This is a genomic window from Francisella sp. 19X1-34, assembly GCF_041102755.1.
Taxonomy (GTDB): domain Bacteria; phylum Pseudomonadota; class Gammaproteobacteria; order Francisellales; family Francisellaceae; genus Francisella.
In genome coordinates this window covers 1-4,235 of sequence record NZ_JBGCTX010000102.1, presented here as the reverse complement: position 1 = coordinate 4,235, position 4,235 = coordinate 1, and the positions used below count along the sequence as shown (strand labels likewise).

Below are 4,235 nucleotides of genomic sequence, written 5' to 3'. Positions count from 1 at the left end.
ACTTTATGTAATATATTTGCAGAGGTACTTGGTTTAGATAAAGTAGGTATTACAGATGATTTCTTTAGGATAGGTGGCAATAGTATATTAGCTATTAAGCTGTCACATAGGCTATCTAAAGAATTAGATGAACAGATAAGTGTGGCGGATATATTTGAATATAATAATATAAGTAAGTTATGTAGTTATTTAGAATCTAATAGTATAGCTAAGATAGTTATACCTAAAGCTGAATTAGGCACATATCCATTATCCTTTGCTCAGGAGAGATTATGGTTTATAGAGCAGTATGAATGTGGAAGTAATGCTTATCATATACCTATGTTAGTATCTTTGAAAGAAGGTATAGATGTAGAAGCTCTTAAACAATCAATAGAATCGATAGTAGCAAGACATGAATTATTAAGAAGTGTATTTAGGCAAGATGATGAAGGTAATGATTATCAAGTTGTATTGAATGATAGTTTAGTTATTAGTGAGTATAGTTATAAAGATACAGATATATCTAAACAAATTGATAATGATATTAATACAACGTTTGATTTAACTAAAGATTATCCAATAAGAGTATCTTTATATGAAGATGAATTAGATACTAAGTTATTAATTAATATGCATCATATAGCTAGTGATGGCTGGTCTATAGATATATTTATTAAAGAGTTAAATGCTTATTATGATCATTATACAAATAAAGCTGCATTAGTATTACCTAAGTTAAGTATTCAATATAAAGACTTTGCATTATGGCAGAGAGAGTATCTTGATGGAGAGGTGTTTGAAAAGCAGTTAGATTATTGGAGAGGTAGATTAGAGGGGTATGAGACACTTAATTTGCCTACTGATTATGTAAGGCCGATTAAGATAGATTATACAGGCTCTAGTGTAGGATTTGAGATAGATGAAAAAGTATCAGCTAAGTTAAGGGAGTTAGCTAAAGATAATAGTTGCTCATTATATACAGTGATGTTAAGTGCATTTTATGTATTGATGTATAAATATACATCACAAGAAGATATAGTGATTGGAACACCTATAGCCAATAGGCATCATAGTCAGGTACAGGATTTGATAGGTTTCTTTGTAAATTCATTAGCATTGAGAGAACAGGTTAATGGTAATGGGAGTATATTAGAGTTAGTTAGTAGGGTGCATAGTAATCTAATAGAGGCACAGTTTCATCAAGATTTACCATTTGAGAGATTGGTAAAAGAGTTGGATGTAGAGCAAGATTTAAGTAGACATCCGGTATTTCAGGTGATGTTTGGCTTACAGAGTTTTGGTGGAGAAGATAATAAATTATTTAAGCCAGTACTGGATAATAATGTTTATAAGATAGAGAAGTTTGATCTAAGTTGTTTTATAGATGATGGAAAAGATACTTTATTAGGATCAATTAGTTATGCTACCTCACTTTATAGTGAAGCTACTATAGAGAGATTAGTTGAATCATATAAGAGGATATTGAGTAAGTTAGTAAATGATAAAGAAACAAAGATAAAGGATTATAATCTTTTATCTAAAGAAGAATATCAAACAATAGTATATGCTTGGAATGAGACGGATAAAGATTATCCTAAAGATAAAACAGTTTATCAATTGTTTGAAGAACAAGTTAAACAAAATCCTAATAATGTAGCTTTAGTGTATGAAGATCAACAATTAACATATAAAGAGCTTAATGAAAGATCAAATCAGTTAGCTAGGTATATAAGGAAGCAATATAAAGGTATAACAGATCAAGAGCTTAAGCCAGATACGTTAATACCATTATGTTTAGAAAGAAGCTTAGATATGGTTATAGGTATACTTGGGGTTATGAAGGCAGGAGGAGCATATGTACCTATCGATCCTGGATATCCAGAAGAGAGGTTTAGACATATACTGGAAGATACGCAAGCTAGGTTAGTGATCACACAGAGTCATTTAGAGAATAAGCTTGATTATATAGATAGAGATATTAGCTTAATATTTATTGATCCAAGTAAAGACAGTTATGTATATGATCAAGAGGGTAAAGAGAATCTACCTTCACAAAGTAGTTCAACAGACTTGGCATATGTTATATATACATCTGGGACTACTGGATTATCTAAAGGTGTGATGGTTGAGCATAAAGGTTTTATTAATTATAACCAGAATCAGATTAAATATTTTAATTATCCATATGATAAGAAGATCTATTTAATGCAATCTTATGCATTTGATACATCATTAGCTTCTATAAGTATAAGTATTTTATCGGGAAACACTCTTTATCTAGCAAATGAACAAAGTAAGTTAGATGTAACTAACTATATTGGTATGGATATTGCATATATTCCACCAGCTTATTTAGAATCGGTAGATATTAGCGCTCTTAAAGGATTAAGTCATATAGTTGTCTCTGGAGATAAATTACATGGTGATTTTCTTAAGGAAACTACGTGTAATATTATAAATGAATATGGACCAACAGAGAGTACAGTATGCGCTAGTATCCATAAATATAAAGAAAGAGATATTAATACAAATATAGGCAAACCTCTTGATAATATTAAGTTATATGTTTTAGATCAGCATCAGCAACCAGTTGCTATAGGAGTAGTAGGTGAATTATATATAGGTGGATTTGGGTTGGCTAGAGGTTATTTGAATAGACCTGAATTGACTAAAGAGAGATTTGTGACTAATCCATTTGCTACAGAGGAGGATATAGCTAAAGGTTATACAAGGTTGTATAAGACCGGAGATTTAGTTAGATGGCTGGAAGATGGTAATATTGAATATATAGGTCGAAATGATGATCAGGTTAAGATTAGAGGTTATCGTATTGAGTTAGGAGAGATTGAGAATCAGTTGTCTGCTATAGAGGGAATTAAACAGTCATGTGTATTAGCTAAGGATAAAAATAATAATAGGTACTTAGTTGGCTATTATGTATCAGATGAAGAGTCATTAACTCAAGAAGAAATACTTAATCAATTATCTAAGGTATTACCAGAGTATATGATACCTAGTGTATTAGTTGAGATTGAATCAATGCCATTGACTATTAATGGTAAGTTAGATCGTAAGGCATTACCAGAACCTGAATTTGTTAATGAGGACAATTATGTAGCCCCGACAACAGAGCTTGAAACTACTTTATGTAATATATTTGCAGAGGTACTTGGTTTAGATAAAGTAGGTATTACAGATGATTTCTTTAGGATAGGTGGCAATAGTATATTAGCTATTAAGTTATCACATAAGTTATCAAAGGAGTTAGATAGACGGGTAAGTGTAGCTGATATTTTTAGAACTAAGAATATCAAAAAACTTATATCTGAAGCTGGGAAATTAAGTATTATTAAACCTTTTTATGAATCTTATAATAAGAACATTCCAGATATATTACTAATTCATCCAGGGAATGGAGGCTGTGAAGTATATAATACATTAGCTAGTAGCTTAATTAATAAATATAATTCTATTGGAATAGATAATTATAATATATATTCAAAAAATAAGATCTCATCTCTTAATAAGCTATCAAAATACTATTTGAGCCGATATTTAGAAAACTATAGTTTTAATAATAAACCTATTCATCTATTGGGATGGTCTTTAGGAGGACAAATAGCATTAGAGATGGCCACTATTTTAGAATCCCAAGGTTTTGATGATATTAAAGTGACTTTATTAGATACAGTTCTTACAGATAATCGACTAAACCAATATAAATCATCTATTGATGCAGATGAACATAAGAATCAGTTAAGAAAATATATGATAAAGGACTATGATCATAATTATGTAAATAAAATTCTAGAAGTTTGGGATATGGAGAGTGAAATTTCTAATACACATATTTCTAATAAGTTATTAAAATCTAAGGTAACTCTATTAAAAGCCACAAAATCAGATATTCGGTTTGATAATAATATTAGTAATAAGTTAGGTGATTATATATTATCTCTAAAGGATAATAATATATCAGAAGTGGTACATGATTTGACTATAAAAGAAGTTAACGCACATCATGGAAATATCCTTGAAAAAATAGATGAAATCTTAAAAGCTTTATAACATTCCCATAAAGGAACGTTTATAATATGATACTATTATTTTATAAGCAATTATAAGAAGCTACACAAAAACTATAAGGCTCATTTCCATTTAGTGTTGTTGTAGAAACTGGGTCTTTACAGATAATTGTGTAAATTTTAATTAGGTTATATATTTTAAATATAACAATAAGGGATTTACAGAAT

1 protein-coding gene is annotated in these 4,235 nt (G+C 29.6%); it reads left to right on the top strand.

Annotated features, from left to right (window positions below):
* Nucleotides 1-4,050 (top strand): amino acid adenylation domain-containing protein (locus AB8E56_RS11185; RefSeq protein ID WP_329481127.1); only part of this gene is annotated, 4,050 nt, incomplete at its 5' end.
* Between the last annotated feature and the right edge of the window lie 185 nt (nt 4,051-4,235).